The organism is Tardiphaga sp. GW822-FHT04G09 (assembly GCF_058800725.1).
Window position 1 is genome coordinate 13,086 of sequence record NZ_JBXAMO010000023.1, and the last position, 14,809, is coordinate 27,894.

The 14,809-nt window shown below is 65.6% G+C and carries 13 protein-coding genes; 5 read left to right on the forward strand and 8 right to left on the reverse strand.

Translation table 11 applies throughout. The features are described 5' to 3' along the window. Positions 1–42: 42 nt before the first annotated feature. From AC1RLZ_RS26665 to AC1RLZ_RS26700, 8 genes are all read right to left on the reverse strand, one after another. Entirely contained in the window at positions 43–813 is a 771-nt protein-coding gene (locus AC1RLZ_RS26665; RefSeq protein WP_493191079.1) for a metallophosphoesterase, read from the reverse strand. Next, positions 810–1,277: a hypothetical protein gene (locus tag AC1RLZ_RS26670; protein WP_493191080.1), complete on the reverse strand. Its 468-nt coding sequence runs from the start codon at positions 1,275–1,277 to the stop codon at positions 810–812. The genes AC1RLZ_RS26665 and AC1RLZ_RS26670 overlap by 4 nt, the downstream gene beginning before the upstream one ends. Before the next feature lie 174 nt (positions 1,278–1,451). Further along, positions 1,452–2,027 carry a hypothetical protein gene (locus tag AC1RLZ_RS26675; protein ID WP_493191081.1) on the reverse strand — a complete coding sequence of 192 codons (576 nt, stop codon included), beginning with the start codon at positions 2,025–2,027 and terminating at the stop codon, positions 1,452–1,454. After that, complete coding sequence (locus tag AC1RLZ_RS26680) at positions 2,024–2,353, reverse strand: HNH endonuclease (protein ID WP_493191082.1); 330 nt, start codon at positions 2,351–2,353, stop codon at positions 2,024–2,026. The genes AC1RLZ_RS26675 and AC1RLZ_RS26680 overlap by 4 nt, the downstream gene beginning before the upstream one ends. A 662-nt stretch (positions 2,354–3,015) precedes the next feature. Next, a complete protein-coding gene (locus AC1RLZ_RS26685; RefSeq protein ID WP_493191083.1) occupies positions 3,016–8,109 on the reverse strand; it encodes a hypothetical protein in 5,094 nt (1,697 codons plus the stop codon). 408 nt (positions 8,110–8,517) lie between these two features. Beyond that, positions 8,518–9,198 carry a hypothetical protein gene (locus tag AC1RLZ_RS26690; protein WP_493191084.1) on the reverse strand — a complete coding sequence of 227 codons (681 nt, stop codon included), beginning with the start codon at positions 9,196–9,198 and terminating at the stop codon, positions 8,518–8,520. A gap of 14 nt (positions 9,199–9,212) precedes the next feature. Then, the gene (locus tag AC1RLZ_RS26695; protein WP_493191085.1) at positions 9,213–9,440 is read right to left on the reverse strand and encodes a DNA-binding protein; all 228 of its coding nucleotides are present in this window, start codon (positions 9,438–9,440) and stop codon (positions 9,213–9,215) included. Next, a complete protein-coding gene (locus AC1RLZ_RS26700) occupies positions 9,437–10,018 on the reverse strand; it encodes a hypothetical protein (RefSeq protein ID WP_493191086.1) in 582 nt (193 codons plus the stop codon). Before AC1RLZ_RS26700 ends, AC1RLZ_RS26695 begins: the two co-directional genes overlap by 4 nt. A 110-nt stretch (positions 10,019–10,128) precedes the next feature. On the opposite strand from AC1RLZ_RS26700, the gene AC1RLZ_RS26705 reads away from it, so the two are divergent. The 5 genes from AC1RLZ_RS26705 (at position 10,129) to AC1RLZ_RS26725 (ending at position 14,607) form a co-directional block, all read left to right on the forward strand. Next, positions 10,129–11,277, forward strand: a complete 1,149-nt coding sequence (locus tag AC1RLZ_RS26705; protein WP_493191087.1) for a tyrosine-type recombinase/integrase — start codon at positions 10,129–10,131, stop codon at positions 11,275–11,277. 305 nt (positions 11,278–11,582) lie between these two features. Beyond that, positions 11,583–12,899 carry a 30S ribosomal protein S2 gene (locus AC1RLZ_RS26710; protein ID WP_493191088.1) on the forward strand — a complete coding sequence of 439 codons (1,317 nt, stop codon included), beginning with the start codon at positions 11,583–11,585 and terminating at the stop codon, positions 12,897–12,899. Between the two features lie 30 nt (positions 12,900–12,929). Beyond that, positions 12,930–13,874 carry a metallophosphoesterase family protein gene (locus AC1RLZ_RS26715; RefSeq protein ID WP_493191089.1) on the forward strand — a complete coding sequence of 315 codons (945 nt, stop codon included), beginning with the start codon at positions 12,930–12,932 and terminating at the stop codon, positions 13,872–13,874. 237 nt (positions 13,875–14,111) lie between these two features. Continuing rightward, the gene (locus tag AC1RLZ_RS26720; RefSeq protein WP_493191090.1) at positions 14,112–14,240 is read left to right on the forward strand and encodes a DUF2937 family protein; all 129 of its coding nucleotides are present in this window, start codon (positions 14,112–14,114) and stop codon (positions 14,238–14,240) included. A gap of 106 nt (positions 14,241–14,346) precedes the next feature. After that, positions 14,347–14,607, forward strand: coding sequence for a DUF2937 family protein (locus AC1RLZ_RS26725; RefSeq protein ID WP_493191091.1), 261 nt, complete (start codon positions 14,347–14,349; stop codon positions 14,605–14,607). Positions 14,608–14,809: the final 202 nt, after the last annotated feature.

Below are 14,809 nucleotides of genomic sequence, written 5' to 3' on the forward strand. Positions count from 1 at the left end.
GCGCGCCGGCGGTCGGAAGTCTCCGCGATGGGATGGCGGCGATCAGTCATCGGCCACCTCGATGGTGAGGCCGGGGTCGAACCCCGTGTCCTCGTCGGAGTATCCGCGAGGATTGGAGATGAGGCCCGTGATGCCCCGGCGGAAGCCGATCGCGTGATGCGTATGCCCCGTCAGCCACCACCGCGGTTGATACCGGTCGACGATCGGCAGCAGCTCCGATGCGTAGGCCGCGGCCGTGATGCTGCGCTGATTGGCCGGCGCCACGGCGTCCATCGTGATCGCGTGATGCGTCATCACCAGCGTCGCCGGATGGGGCTTCGCGAGCTCCGCCTCGATGTAGCGGCGGGACGCCATGTGCAGCTCCCGCGCCTCGATCGGCCGGAAACGCCGCCACGGATCCTTGCGCCAGGAGATGCGCTTGTGGTCGCGCAAGACGTCGGCCGCGCTGCGCATCGCCGTTTCGCGCAGCGCGTGACCGAACAGTTCGTAGTCCGTCCAACCGGTCGCGCCGATGACGCGCAGCGATCTGAAGATCGCGGTGCCGCATTCGAGCAGATGCACGCCCAGCTCGTCGGCGCGGCGGCGGCCCGCCTCGAGCTCGTCGGGATGGCAACGGCCGTAGAACTCGTGGTTTCTGGCGACCGTCGCCACCTCGGTGCGCGGAAACGCGTCGCGCAGATGTTCGACGGCCTTGCCGATGCCCGGGCACGTGTCGCCCGCCACGAGGACCAGCTCCGCGCCGGGCGCGAGCTCGGGAATGCCGCGGGCGCCGGGATCATCGATGTGGAGATCCGACATGAGCTGAACGATCACGATCCGACCTCCCCGTGCCGGACGCGGATCCGGACGGAGCCGGTCACGACCTCGGTCAAGGCGTGCGCGAGCCAGCTCGTGGCGATCCGTGCCTCCGCGGCGCCCGCGCCGGGCACCCGGCGCAGCACGTTCGACATCACAAGGCAGGCCGCGGCGCTTCCTTCCGCGGCGCAGACCGCCAACGCCGTCATCGCCGCGTCGAAAGGGGCGTCGTCGCGGCCAGGCGCGAAGAGACGCAGGACGACGCCGACAGCGGCGGCGGCATCCTGCGTCGCCGCGTCCTTCCATTTCGCCTCGCCGGTCATCCTCACCTTCGCCAGCGCCACCTTCATCTCGCGGACCGCGGCGGCGTCGAATGCCTCCGCCCGCCCGAACCGCCACCAGCTCGTGGGCGGTCGCAGCTGCAGGCGGACGGCACCGGTGCGCCGGCCGTCCGGCCGAAGCCGTTGCTTCGTCGATCCCATGTGCTGTCCTCCATCGAGGCACGGTTTCCCGATCGCGCGGAAAGTCGCGCGTTCGTCGTGCCTGCTTCCGAAATTGGTGGAGACGGCGGGCGTGCCGCTCGTCTCCCTTCCCTCACCTCGCCTCGCCACGCCGGGGCATGACCTGGCTCGCCGGGACACGCCCCGCCGTCTCCGTCACCCGTCGAGCACTTCGACGGTGTAGGTTCCGTTTTGCGGCCTCCAGTCTCCGAGACCGCGTGCGTAGCTCGCCAGTTCGTAGATCTCCCGCACCTCGGCGCGGTTCAGCAGCGACGGCAGGAATTGCGCCGTGAAGGTCGCGCTCCAGAAGTTGAAGCAGGGGCGAGTGCGCATGGTCTTCGCGTTGGTCACGCGGACCGGGACCCTTAGACGGAAACGCTCGTCCAGGTACAGTTCGTCCATGTCGCGGGAGCCCTCGTAGACCAGCGGCGCGTGCTCCTCCACGACGAGGCCGGCGGTCGCCTGGGGTCCGCGGCGGACGAGCCGCGCGGCCTGCACGAACGTCGCCATCAACGCCTCGCAGGGAATGCAGGGCGCGCCTTCGTGAAGCCAGAGACCGCCGTGCCATTCGACCTTCCCGATCTGCTCGTGATCCGCCTCCGTCTTCGCCTTCTTCGAGGTGAGGCGCTTGAGCTCCTTCGCGATCGGATCGAGCGGATCGGCGAGACGGGACGAGTGCATGATGAGCCGCCTGCGGCCGACGATTCGGATCCTGATCTGCTCGGCGTTCATCGCGACGGTCCCCGGGTGGGATCGTTGAGCGGCGTCCGGAAGTCGCGCATCGAGCGCACGTCGGCGCGCAGGGCGGGACGCCGGGCGTAGCGGCGACGGCGCAGGAAGCACGTCACCTCGACATGGCACGGGCGGCACAACGCGATCAGATCCCCTTCGATCTCGGCGCCGAGGCGTTCGTAGGTGGCGTGATGGGCTTCGAGCGGGGACGTCGCGTCGCCTTCCGCCGAGCAGATCCGGCATTTGCCGGCGGCCGAGGTCATCTCGAGGACGCGCGCGGGATTGGTCCGCCACTTCCAGCTGCCGATGTAGTTTTCGTAACGCATGTGGGCCTTCCGTTTGTATTATGGGATATATCACATATCCCGAAGCGAGACGATTTGTTAGCGCCATGTGCCCGAACCTCGCTTGCGTCTCTCGTGATGGTTAACGCGTGGTTAACGATCTCCCTAAATTTTTAGGCAATTGGCCGACACCTCGACGCGCGACGACGTGCTCGCGCCTATCCTGCTTGAGGCGGCGCAGCTTGCTCGGATTGATCAGGGCTTGCCGCGGGGACGGGCATCACGCGGATGAGATAGCGCCGATCGAGACCACGCCGCCGGGACGCATCGATCCCCCCCGGCGTCAAAACTCGGACGGCCTGGACGATGCACGGAGGACGATCTCGGCGTCGTATTCACGTCGGCAGGCGACCCCTCCGGCAAGGAGGCCGGTCGAGAGCCGCACGGGACGATGGATGAACGGCCGCGGATCGTGAAAGGCGGGAAAAACAACCACCGCCGTGCGCGGGAAGACGTAGGTCCGAAATCGCCGGGGCGATGGTCTAGGGGAGCCGGCATGAGCGTTCTGCCGCAGAGATCGAGGCGCTTCAGCTACCGGTCGTATCGGGCAAGATCTTCGTCGCGGCTTTGCCGGGATTTCCGCACAGCGGGCGGCGACGGGTCTTTCGGCATGCTCTCGATCCGCCTTCCGGTTCGGAGCCGCCTCAGGGCTCGATCGGGCTGTCGAACAGTCGCTGGGCTGCTTGGTCCAGCCGGTCGATCTCATGCTGATATGAGTGCTCCCAATTGCTCGCCCTGATCAGCAGCCCTTCGATCTTCACGTACGACCGTGGATCGCGTTCGAGCACCCGCGTGAGCCGCTCGCGGTGGTACCAACCCATCGGCATGCCCGAGACCTCGGCCAGCTTCGGTTGCCAATCCTTGATCTCCTCGAAGCGCGGATGCTCCGCGAGGCGGTCGAAGCCCCGCCAGAATTGATGGGCGGCGTCTAACCGGGGATCCGGATCGATCGGATCGAACCTGCCGGCCCAGCGGTGGAAAAGCGCGGCGAGCACGGGATCGATCTCCGGCCCCTCGATGCGGAGGGCGAGCGAGCAGAGGCCCTCGAAGATGTCGTCGGTGCCGGTGGAGGCGTAGCGCAAAAGGAAGGGCGCCAGACGGGCGTCCACGAAGCCCGCCACCGGCCGGGCGTGAACCGGATTGCACAGGAAGGGCAGCAACGCGTCGGGACGCGCATCGATCTCGGAATACAGGCGGTGGCTTTCGCCTTTCGCTCCGAGACAGGCCAGGAAGGCCGGCACGTAGGCGCTCGCGGCGTATCCCACGGTCAGATCCTCGTGCCATGGAACGACGTCCCCGGCCGGCGCGGCCGCCGAGATCGCAGGTCTCGCGACGAGGCGGATCGGATCGCCGCCGCCGCGCGAGGTGTGGGTCCGCCGGGATGCGACGTAGCCGTCGCGGGTGAAACTCACGCCCGGTGCGAACCGCTCCTCCGAATTCGACGCATCGTTGACCGGCGCCGCCAGCCGCACGAGGCGTTCGAACTGGTCGGCGCTTGCAGGTCCGAGCACGAGGGGGGCCGTGAGTGTCACGCCGCAACCGGGATCCGAAAGCGCGCGCAGGACCAGATCGCAGGCGGTCTCGCTCGGGGGCGACAGGGCCTCGGCGGACGGGGCCGCCGTGCCGGGGACCGGCCCGGCGTCCGGCACGGCGAAGCGTATCTCCTCGACGATCCGCTCCAGCCGATCGTTGCCGGCGACGGCGGACGATGCCACGAGCGCCTTCAATCGCGACTTCAGACCGTCGTCGCGTTCGGCGCACCGCAATCTCTCCAGCACGCCCTTGATGGAGATGAAGGCGCTGTCCGATAGCCCGATCTGCCGCTCGATCAGATCGGCTCGACCGCACATGCGCAGCGCGCGCAGAACCGACGCCTGCAGCATGGGTATGTTGAGCTCGTCGACGACCCGATCGGGGGCCTGCGCGGCCGAAGGCCACCCATGGTGCTGCAGCCTGTCGAACAGCCACCCGGCGGCGGCGGCGCCGGCCGGAACGCCGGCCGGGTCCATCAGGTCGGCGAATGTATCGTCCAGCAACGTTCCGAACACGTCGCAGAACAATGCCTTTCCCCGCATGAACGCGCTCGACACGTCGCGTGGCGAGGACAGAACGAGCCAGGAGACGTTCTGATGGCCCGCCAGGGACAAGTGCGCATCCAGACCGAACGGCGACCGTTCGCTCATCAGAACGGGGACCATGCGGCTCAGGGCGAGATCGTAGGGCAGCTTGCCGGCGGAGAAGACGGCCGCTCTGCGCAGTTGCCAGCCGAGTCTCCCGTCGCAGGCGATAGCGACGAGTTCGTCGGCGGAGGACGCATCGCGCACGCGCCCGGCCAGTATGCATCGCCAGAGCATCACGTTCGGGAAACCGGCGTGATCCGACCGCAGATCCGCCTCGCCGCGCGCTCCGGAGGCGACGATCGCCACCGCGAGCGACGCCGCGGAATCTCCGTCCCGGGCGTTCCCGAGCCTCCCGACCAATGCCGGCAAAGCCGGCCGCGCGCGGCGCCGGCTCAAGCCGATTTCGGCGCAGGTGCGGATGCGGCCGTCCGGGTGGGTCAAAGCCTCGATGAACAGCCTCGTGACCTCCGGCGAAGGCAGTTCGCCGAGCTTGAGCAACGCCGGAACGACGACCGTGCCGGGCGACTTGCCGTCCGCCGCCCTCATCAGGCGCGCGATCATCGGAAGTGCCTCGACGAACGGCGCGCGGCAGCACGCCATCGCGAAAGGCATGTCCCAGAGCTCTTCCGCCTCGCCGGCCGCCATCAGCCTCCGGTGCAGCGCCCCCAGATCGGCGCCGACGAGCGAAAGGACGACGAGCGCGAAGATCCGGTCCGTCATCGGGGCGGCGGCGTCGAACAACCGGGCTTCGTATCGCGGTTCGTCGTTGAAACCTGGAACCAGAGCGGGCGCCAATCGCGCCAAGGTACCGACCGCGCCGTCGCGCGAAACCAGCGGTTCGCACGCGGTGCCGATCGTCGGCTCGCCCAGACCGGCGAGAACCCGGATGGCGTTCAGCGATACGACCGGGGCCGCATCCGCATCGGCCAGTATCGCGACGCAGTGATCGCGGATTGCCCGGCGGACCGCCCAGATCGGCCCGGCGAACGGGCCGAGAAGAGGCGATCGGGTCGACAGCATGGCGGATACCTGCACCGGCGGCATGGCGGCGAGGAATTCGATGGTGTCGTCCATCGACCCGGTCCGCAACGAGAAACGTTCGAAGTGCCCGCCGCGGTCGTCGTCGGGATTGTCCTTGGCGAGAAATTCGAGGACGGGCTTCAGCACATCTCTGCGCCAGTCGACCACCATGAGCGGCATCAACGCACGCTTCTGCTCCCGTGGCCGTGCCGAAAACAGCCCGAGCGTGGCCGTGCCGATCCTGCACCCTGCGCGGCGGGCGGCGGTGGCTAGGCGGAAGATGCCGGATTGCAGCCGTCGCGGGTCCGGATCCGACGCCATCACGAGACAGAGGACTTCGTGCAGACCGTCCGGTTTCGTCTGGAGCAGCGCGTCGACCACCGCCGATCCCCACTGGTAGTCGTCGTGGAAACGCGCCATGTCCGCAGCGAGTACGGCAAGCAGCGTGGCGAAGTCGGGCGGCCCCTGAAGCCTTCGGAAGAGGTAGGCGAGCAGGTAGATCTCGCCTACGGGTTCGGCGGAGGCGACGAGCGGAAGCAGTTCGTGGGCGGATACCAGATTCAAGCGCTCGACATACGGGGCGAGCGCACCCCAATGCTCGCCCCGGAGGAATGCGTCGCGCGCCTGGTCGTGCGCCGCGTCTCGCATCCCGGCCTTTTCCAGGTGGAGTATCCGCGTCGTGACTTGTTCGCGCGTTCCGTACCACCGTGCCAAGGCCGCATGCGCGGATCTGCGCAATTCGATCGCCAGCAGGACTTCGAGGCCCGCCCGCACCGTCTCGTGCATCTCGAGCAGTCCTTCGCCGGACGAGCGCAACAGCCCCAATTCCGACAGCTCGTTGATGGCGAGGCCCACGTTGTCCTCCGGGAAGACGGCTTCCGCGTCCCTGCGCTCGAATGGCACGGCGAAACAGACGAGCTTCTCGGCGGCGGAGCGCGCGCCGGGCGTCACCCGCGCGAACCTTCGTTGTTCCGCCTTGGGAAGCACGTCCTGCGGATCGCTTCTGGAAAGCGCCGCCATGTCCGCCAGCGTCGGCGCCGCTGCGAGCGCGTTTGCGAGTCTGGCGAACAGTCCCGCCTCCCGCCCGGCCGTGACGCGCTGATGGATGTCCCACAATGCTGCCCGGTCGGGGGCCGGATGCCGCAAGGAGACCAGCTGCACGAACTCCTCGTAGGCGAATCCCCGGACGTCGATCCGGCGTATGCCGATGGTATCCCTCTCCGCGCGGTTGAGTTCACGGAAGGCACTGGCTTGGCCGAACGCTGCGACCCGGCAATGCGAAGGTCGCGGCTTCCGCGAAGCCAAAGCCCGCGCGAAGGTTGCGAGGTGGCGCGCGAAGACGTCGGAACAATCTCCGTCGACGAAATCAAGAAGGATGAGCGTTTCCTGCTTCAGTTCGGATAGATATTCCCCGAGCCGCGTCAACGTTTCGTCTTTGGAACCGACGGCGTCGATCGAGGCCGCGAACAGCTCCGGCGCTCCTGCGCGCCTGAGATGAAATCCGACGCCGACCAGCACGTCGCGGAACCTGGTCTCGCTCTTGACCTCGGCGTAGTACACCGCCCGCCCGGGATCCGTGATCTGGGCATGGCCGGTGATCTCGGAAGCGAGCATCGTCTTGCCCGAGCCGGAGATGCCGACCACTTCCACCGCCACGCCGGACCACGCGGTCGTCAGCGGCGCCGCGATGTCCGCTCTGTCGACGTGCCCCTGCTCGAGAGGCGGTGGCCGCCTGACCGTGATCATGTGGGGCCAGACCGAACGAAGCTCGAGTTCGAATTCCTCCCGGTCGAACCCCCGTCCCGGCATCTTTGAGATGTCGCTGATGAATCCGCGCAGATTGCGGAAGAGCGTGTCTTCGACCACGGTCCTGGGGAGCGCGTACTTCGTTTCGAGCAGACCGAAGACGCGCAGCGCGACCTCCTCCTCGCTGCCGTACGTGCAACGGATGGAGGTTCGAGCGAGAATGTCGGGAAGCGAAGCGTGCAGTCGCTTCGCCTCGGTTTCGTAGCGGGATGCCACGTCTCCGGGAGCGCCGCAGTTCTTCGCCTGAGTCGCGAATTCCGCGATGATCGCGGAGAGCGCGGCCGCCGCCTCCACCGACATCGTGGGCGGTGTCCTCACCCGCTCCAGCCGCCGTTTCGCCGCGGCGTCGAGCCGCGAACCCTTGATTGCCGAGGCCCGGGCGAGCGCGTGCACGACGGTCCAGTACGGGTGTGGCGCCTTCAGCGGAGCGTCGTCGCCGGCCTCGACCAGCGACCGAACGTCGGCTTTGACCTCGTCGCCGAGGATCCAGGACTGCTCGAAGGCATTGCCCGCGAGATGCGCGATCGTCTGGGGCAACAGGTCCGCTATCGTTTCGGACAACGTCCACGGAGACGGATTGTCGCGACCGTTCTGATCCTGCGTCGGCTTCTTGACCTGGACGTACCGACGTCGTTCGACCGGGCCGTCCATCCAGTGCAGATCGAGATCGTCGATGTTTTCGGGGCGCACCACGGCATTCGCGCCATGTTGGTCGAAGTGATCGAATAGCAGTTCCAGAGCGACCGTCGCCTGGTAGTCGAACCCTTTGATCGCGCTTATGCCGCCGGACATGACCTGAAATTCTCTGTAGTGCCGCTCGGATCGTATCCCGGCCTGGCCATCACGGATGCTTCGGGTCGCCGCGCGCTCGACGGCGCGCGATGCCTGGTCCGATCGGCGAGAGTCGACGCCGCGCCCGCCGACATGTGGATCTCCAAGCCGTTCTATAGCACCCATCTTTGCGGAAAAGTATCGGGCTCAAGCCCATCGGCTCCCTGTCGCGCGGAATATGCCGGCGGTGCCCGTGAGGCGCACGATACGCTGCTGAGGCGCGCGACGACGTTTGGCCGCGTCGAGAGCCAGGCGCGGAAACGATCCTTGCGGCCGGCGACGCCCAGGGGACCGCGCGACCCGAGCCGGACTGGATCTTCAGGCGTGGGGATGCATGGCGGCATCTGTGGGCCACTCGCGTCCGCGCGGCTACGACCCGCCGCGGCGATCGACATCGTCGGAATATCGCGGCGGAGCCATGGCCGCCGCCAGCTCGCGGATCGTCGCGTGAGCGACATCGAACTGCCATTCAAGCTCCAGCTCGACGTCGGTGAGCCTCACGACGCCGTCGTGGAGTTCGCGGAAGGCGCTGGCCGTCGAATACAGGTTGGTGACATCCAGGCCGGACGGTCGCAGGCAGATCGTGCCGTACAATTCATTCTGCGCACCACCGATCCTGATATGCGGTTGCGCCGGTGGAACATCGTCCCTGTCCGCTCCCAGCAGCTTGGCGAACTGCGGTCCGAAGGCTGGCTCCGCGTCGTCGATTTCGGCCGAAGCCGAGCCGCTTCCCTTGCGATCGACGTCCTCTCCGAACTGGCACTGGAAGTCCATGATGTACAGGCGATCCGCCGTTCGGGGCGTCCAATCTTCGACGGCGATTGACGCGAAAGCCATGAGCATGACCGCCAGGTCCCTGGCCGACGCATCCGCGTACCGGGCGTGATGTGGAATGAGGTTCGCGTCCAGCACGGCGTCCAGCCGCTGGCCGAGCAATCCGACGTCGATGTCGAGAATGCGCGCCGTCGCGTCGCGGAACGACGCGGAACGGTAGTGCGCGGCACGCGACCGTGCCTGGGCGTCGAAGGAAGGGTGATCCGCCTGATGCATCCTGGATTCCGGCTTCATTTCCGCGGCCGCTTTTCGTTGGCCTCTATCCATTCGAGAAGTTTCGTCTTTCGTGCGAACAAGGTCTGCCCGACCTTGAAAGCGGGCAGTTCGTGGCATTCCTTCAGGTGGTAGACCTTTCGCCGCAGACGCTCATCGACCGCGCCGAACAGGAAACGGGTGATCTCGTCGCCACCACCGAGAAGGTCGGCATCTGTCGGAAGTTCTTTCGTCGGCCTGCTCATGAACCCGCCAGGCACGCCGCGATCTTCCGCAACGTCGCATCGCCGCATTGGTGTATCCGGCGCGTATCGGCGGCGCCCTTCCGTCCATACGTCCAGACTTCTGAGAAGAGGCCGCGGACGCCCACGGTCATCGAGGCGAAAGGCTCGGGAGAATGGACTTCGAAACGCGCGAAGATGTCCGCGTCCCTGACGAACGGATTCTCGGAATGGCGGCGGACCTCATCTTCCCGCGCGAACAGCCCGAGCGCTGCGGCCAGGCCTTGCACGACATCGTGCTCCCGTTCGAGCTCGAGCGTGAACACAGGGAAGAAACGCCGGTCGTCGTATTCGTATTTGCGCGGCGCGCGGCGCACCTGATGCATGCTCGGAAGAGATTTCAGATCGAGGACGGTCTTCGCGCTACCCTGCACGGATTGGGATCCGAAGATCGCGCAAAGTAGAGCCGCACCGTCGGCGAAGGTCATGTCCGGCGCAGTCGGCCCGCGTCCCCCCACGCTCACCAGGCCTTTGTCGGCCTCCCTGAGCTCCCGCATGTATCCCGTCACTTTCGATATTGGCTCGCGCGTCGTTTCCGACACGCACTCCACCAACTTCCGAGAATTCGCCATCACACCACGCTTGACATACCGAGCCAAATGGGATTTTCCCATTAGTCAAATGGGATAGTCCCATTTGGAACGAGGGTCAAGTGGCAAACATCCGTAAACGCGTGATGCCGAGCGGTAACACCGTGTGGCAGGTGGACTATCGCGACCTCAAGAAGAAGCGACGGCATAAGCAGTTCCGGACGCGGCGGGAGGCTGACGCCTGGCTGGTCGGCGCGCGGACCGAGATCGCGGCGGGAACGCATGTGCCCGCCAGGGAGTCCGTCACCTTCCGCGAAGCGTCCGAGGCCTGGATCAAGGATTGTCGACGCAATCTGGAGCGCTCCACCGTGGACGTCTACGAGCAGAGGCTGAAGGACTACTCGGTGCCGTTGCTGGGCGACCGCAGGATTGGCGAACTGACGGTCGCCGATGCCACCAGGTTCTACGAGGACGTTCTCGACAAGTCCCTCTCCCGGGACATCGTCCGCCGCGTGCGCATCGAGGTCGGCGCCGTCCTCAGCTACGCGCAATCGATGGGCTGGGTCGTCAAGAACGTCATCAAGCTCACCCCGTACAAGCACGGCAAGCGGAAGAAGAAGCGGCCCCCGATGCCGACGATCGCGGAAGTGCACAAGACCATCGAGGCCACCACTGCCAAGTGGCCCGACTGGCTCGCCATGCTCTTCGTGCTCGTCTTCTGCGGTCTGCGGGGCTCGGAAATCCGCGCCTTGGCCTGGAGCGACATCAACTTCAAGACCAATCAGCTCTCGGTCGTGCGGCGCGCCGATCGGTGGGGAAACATCGACACGCCCAAGTCCGACGCCGGCACCCGCGACATCGTCTTTCCGAAGTTGGTGGCGACGGTGTTGAAGCAGTGGAAGACGCGTTGTCCCGACAGCCACCTCGACCTGGTCTTTCCGACGTCGAAAGGGACGGTTCAGAACCACTCGAACATCATGTGCCGGTGGCTGCGCCTTGCGCAGATCGCCGCCGGCGTCACGTTGAGGAAGCCGACCGCGAAGAACGGCTCCAAACAGGTCAAGACGGTGGCTAAGTTCGGAATGCACGCTCTCCGCCACTTCTGCGCCTCGGTTTGGATCGAAGCGGGTTTCTCGCCGAAACGCATTCAGACGATGATGGGTCATGCCTCGATCGACCTCACCTTCGACACGTACGGGTATCTCTTCGAGGCCCGCATGGACGTCGCGAAGGCGATCGAACGGTCCGCCGAGCTCGTCATGGGCGAGTGATCCGCAGCCGGGTTAGTGGATCGACATCGAGAGATTCCGCGGCTCGCTCCTGGCGCGGCGAAGACGGAACGTGTCGCCGGCGCGTCCTTGGTACTTGCGCAATGCCGGGCATGCTCTACGTTCAAACTTGTGGTGCTCCGGAAAGAACACCGACCGCGGTCCCGGGGCGGACCGGAGTTGCAAGCCTTTGACTTTAATGCACTTTTCTTCTATCTTAAGTGCGGCCGAGCGCCGGCTCGCTCTGCCCCGCACCCCGACGACGGGCGGCACGTCCTGCAAAACCGCCCCTGAGGCATCGGTCCACGATGATTGATCTCAAGATCGAGGGACTTCCGGCGACCCGCCGACCGCGGGGGAGCCCTGGACCGGACGACGTCGGAAGCGAAATCAAGATCGACGAGTCCGTTCTTCGCGCGGTCATGGTCGACGTGCGCGAAGTGGTCGCCCGCGGCGGAAACATCGTCTTCTTCGGAGCGGATTCCAAAACGCGCCGGGTCGCCAAGGAAGCCGCCAAACTTAGTTGTCAGCATTTTCTCGGCGATTGGATTCCGGGGACGCTGCAGAACTGGCAGGCGAACTTCGCGAGGCTACACGAGCTCGCCCACGTACTTTCGGACGCCGGCGAGGGGCGCAAACGCCCTGCGATCAGACGTCTGAAGCAGGAGCGAAACCGGCTGGCGCATTTTCTCGAAGGTGCGCACCGTCTGCACCAGCGTCCGGACATGATCATAGTCCTGGACGGCCTTCATAAACGCGAAGTCATCGAGGAGGCAGCCGGCGCGGGCATACCCGTGACGGCTTTCATCGCGGACGACGTCCGGGAGACCTCGCTAGTGAAGTGGGCATTGCCGGCCGAGGACGAGGCCGCGAGCCTGTGGGTGGGCCTGATCGTCTACGCCACTTTGGACGGGTTCGCCCGGCGCGTCGGCTATCAGGAGACGGCGGACCGGTCGTTCGATTTGGACATCTCTCTCGATTTCGCGCGCTCTTTCCACGATCTGGACGCCGCATCGGACGGTCCGCAGCGCCCTTCCGCGTGGGGGAAAACAGATCTCCCGAACCTTCACCTGCACGCTTTCGCAGAAGACGCCTTTGCCAGCCGCCCCGGCCGGACGATAGTGCCTGCGGGGACATTCGCCTCCCAGCCTTCGATGGAGGGCGCCTTCCGTCCAAGCGAGCGGCTCGTGGATCTGCTTCACCGCGGATTGAGGACGCATGCGAGCGTGCTGCACCACCAGATCGACGCGCAGGCTGACATCGAACTCCGCAGCGAGGCGCGGACGATGCTGGCGGAACGGATTGTGGAAACCATCGCCTCCTATGCCAAGCGCGTTCGCATGGCCGGCGACCACGCCGTTCCGCTCGTCGCCGAGCATGAAGGTTTTGACTACGCGTTCACTCTGGAATTTGCGGAAAATCTGCCATTCCGAATCGACACTCTGGAGACGGCTTTGGCGATCCTCGAGAACGATATCCGGGCGCATCTCGCGGCAGGCGGAAACATCTCTGGGCAGTGGGGACGGCTTCTGCTAAGCGGAAAAACCGTCACGTTCGATCTGAACGCGCGCAAGTCCGAGACCCACGAAGACTGGGAGAGGCCTGCGCGCATCGAGTGGAGCTGACGCCCACGCACTCGGCGATCTCCGCTAATCATGGCACGTTTCCGGCTTCTGCAGGTGACCGATCTGCACGTTTCGATTCCGCCCGACGTCGATGAGGGCGGCGAGTTGGCCCGTTGGATGGCCACTCAGCGCCTCAGTCCCGGAAGGGCCCGGCTGCCACTGCTCAGGGCCACCGCCGAATTCATCATGCAGCGGAGCGCGACGACCGACGCCCTGCTCCTGACCGGCGACCTCGCGGACGACGGCGAAATGCGCAATCTGTCGGCCGCACTCGAATTCCTGGAGGGGCAGCCTCATTCCCCCGCCGACTTCATGACCTCGGACGGCTATCCCACGGTCGCCAACATCGATCGCTCCCGGACCGCGGTCTTCGCCATGCCGGGAAATCACGATCGGTTCGAGGGAACGCTGAGACGGCCCGGCAGCCTCAACTTCGATGTGGTCTTCGCCGACTACTGGACCAAGGGGCTGGGCGGGGTTCAATGCCTCCTGCTTCCCAAGGCGGACGGCGCCTTGGGTCTGGTCGCGGCCGACTTCTGTCTGATGGACGGCGCGGCCTGGTCGCCGAGCATGTGGGGGAACGGCGAGTGCCATGTCGCGACGCTTGCGGGCCTGGAGCGCGAGACGCTTCGACTGCGCGAAGAGGCCGCCGACGTGGCGGTCGTATGGCTTCTCCATTTCCCGCCCTTTCTGGACATCGATCCTGGTCTGAAGCTCAGGTCCGCCGAGCTCGTGCTCGACAAGGCTAGAGAACTCGGCGTGAAGCACATCATCGCGGGTCACCTGCACCGCAACCAGGAAGTGGACTATGCCGGCGTGAAGGTCACCTGCACCGGAAGCGCGTCGAGCGACCTGCATCGCCAATACGGCAATTCGATTAGATTGTTCGAGTTCGAAGTCGCTCCCCAGGTCCTCCGGGCGTCGAGTTCGCTCTTCATCTACGACCGCTTCAACGCGTCCTTCATGCCGGCGTGAACCGAAGGCCCTGGTCGCCGGTGCGATCGGGAAGTCCGCCTACGAAGATTGGAACTACCTGCACGCGTCCGCGATTTCCCCCCCCCAACTGTTCGGGCGACATCGTCAGGCATCCGAAAACCCTCGATCTGGGGGCGATGAGCCGGCCGCGATTGCCGATTTCGCGGATCGCCAATAGATTCGCGATACGATGAGTCGGCTGGCCCGACGTTCATGCACGGAAAAGGAGAGGTCCACATGCGCATCCTCGCCATCGCCGCTGCGGCGATCGTTTCAGGCCTTTTCGCGTTCTATCTCTCGCAGGCACCGGAGTTCGCGCAGCAGTACTTGCAACGGCTGGGCGGCGCGATCAACGAACTGTCCTAGTGAAACACTTCGATGCGAGCGCCGCGCGGCGGAGGATGGACCGCGCGGGCGCTCTCGCCGTCATGGATAACAATGCGGAGCCCTTCATCCGGGATCAGGCCAGGACATGCGAGCCAACGTGGCACGGTTCGCGCGCCTGCAGGATCAGGAGCGGACGATGACACGGGCTGGAACGCTCAATCGCATCGTGACGGTGTCATTCCAGGCGGAGCCGGATCTCTACCGCCAGACTCGCGACAGTTTCGAGATGGCGTTTCGTCCCGACGGGTTGCTCCTCGGCGCACTGGGATTCATCCTATCAGGTGGCATTTGTCCGCTCGTGCTCGTCGCCTTCGCGCCGGCCCGCTCGGGCGCCGCGTCGGGCTAGACGGCCGACGACCCGTACCAGACGCTTCGCGCGTACTCCATGGTTCAGGGGTATTGGGCAAGTTTTGTGACTGTGTATTTTGGTTTCTGCCGGATCTGGCCGTAAACAGAAGATCGTAAGGCGATCGGGGCATACGACATCGAGATCAAGACGCTCAAGAAGAACGGACGTTCACAGCTACGATCAGCGCTGGGCATCTAAG

Bases quoted from the DNA above. Each gene is read 5' to 3' on its own strand.
- AC1RLZ_RS26695 (WP_493191085.1), bottom strand. From the start codon at position 9,440: ATGAGCAGGCCGACGAAAGAACTTCCGACAGATGCCGACCTTCTCGGT.
- AC1RLZ_RS26715 (WP_493191089.1), top strand. From the start codon at position 12,930: ATGGCACGTTTCCGGCTTCTGCAGGTGACCGATCTGCACGTTTCGATT.
- AC1RLZ_RS26680 (WP_493191082.1), bottom strand. From the start codon at position 2,353: ATGCGTTACGAAAACTACATCGGCAGCTGGAAGTGGCGGACCAATCCC.
- AC1RLZ_RS26720 (WP_493191090.1), top strand. From the start codon at position 14,112: ATGCGCATCCTCGCCATCGCCGCTGCGGCGATCGTTTCAGGCCTTTTC.
- AC1RLZ_RS26675 (WP_493191081.1), bottom strand. From the start codon at position 2,027: ATGAACGCCGAGCAGATCAGGATCCGAATCGTCGGCCGCAGGCGGCTC.
- AC1RLZ_RS26670 (WP_493191080.1), bottom strand. From the start codon at position 1,277: ATGGGATCGACGAAGCAACGGCTTCGGCCGGACGGCCGGCGCACCGGT.
- AC1RLZ_RS26685 (WP_493191083.1), bottom strand. From the start codon at position 8,109: ATGTCCGGCGGCATAAGCGCGATCAAAGGGTTCGACTACCAGGCGACG.
- AC1RLZ_RS26710 (WP_493191088.1), top strand. From the start codon at position 11,583: ATGATTGATCTCAAGATCGAGGGACTTCCGGCGACCCGCCGACCGCGG.
- AC1RLZ_RS26725 (WP_493191091.1), top strand. From the start codon at position 14,347: ATGCGAGCCAACGTGGCACGGTTCGCGCGCCTGCAGGATCAGGAGCGG.
- AC1RLZ_RS26690 (WP_493191084.1), bottom strand. From the start codon at position 9,198: ATGCATCAGGCGGATCACCCTTCCTTCGACGCCCAGGCACGGTCGCGT.